We start from the raw sequence: 848 nt of genomic DNA on the forward strand, positions 1-848 counted from the left end.
AGAGCGTGTTCAAAGTCTTTTGAGCAAGAGCACCAAGAATGCCAAGTGGACGAACTGCAGGCTGGTGTTGAGCCATCGCTCGCAGTTCTTCCACAGCCTCCTGTTCTTGTCCAGCCAGGCAAAGCTGCGTTCCACGACCCAGCGCTTGGGCATCACTTTGAAAGTGTGAAGCTCGCTTCTCTTGGCGATCTGCACCGTCACATGCCCTCCCAGAATCTGCTGCACGCCTTGCGCGAACGGCCGACCGATGTAGCCTGCATCGCACAGCAGGCTTTGTAGCCGGCTCAACCGGGGCTTGCAGCGCTGTAGCGCCTGCAGTGCGCCTTTGCGGTCCGTCACCTCGGCCGTGGTCACCGCTATCGCATGCGGCAATCCCTGGGTGTCCACCGCGATGTGGCGCTTGATGCCCGAGACCTTCTTGCCTGCGTCATAGCCCTTCAAGCCCGCCGTGTCCGTGTTCTTCACGCTCTGCGCGTCCACGATCAAGAGCGTGCTGCAGGCGTTGCGCCCCAGTTTCTCGCGGGCCGCGCCAACCTGATTTTTTTAATGCCTGCTCCAGCAGGCTGCCACCCTCGCGTGGCTCGCTCCAGATGGCAAAGTACGAGTGCACGGTGCGCCATTTGGGAAAGTCGCTGGGCAGTGCCCGCCACTGACAGCCCGTGCGCAGCAGGTACAGCACGGCGCAGAACACCTCGTACAGCTCCACTTTGCGTGGGGCAGTCTTTCTGCGCGCACTCTCCAGCAATGGCCGGATCACCTCGAACTGCTCGCGCTTGATGTCGCTGGGGTAGCCTTTTCTCACCCAGCGAGCTTCTCACATCAAGAGGGCGAGACTTTGAACACGTTCT

The 848-nt window shown here is 60.7% G+C and carries 1 protein-coding gene; it reads right to left on the reverse strand.

Annotation, left to right across the window (positions count from 1 at the left end):
- Nucleotides 1-9 precede the first annotated feature (9 nt).
- Nucleotides 10-802 (reverse strand): IS5-like element ISStma16 family transposase gene (locus ACVOLI_RS20505; protein ID WP_086009121.1). Its coding sequence is split into 2 segments (ribosomal slippage): nucleotides 10-544 and nucleotides 543-802, totalling 795 coding nucleotides; the frame shifts between segments, so codons are not numbered across the junction.
- Nucleotides 803-848: the final 46 nt, after the last annotated feature.

Source organism: Stenotrophomonas sp. STEN029, assembly GCF_056760015.1.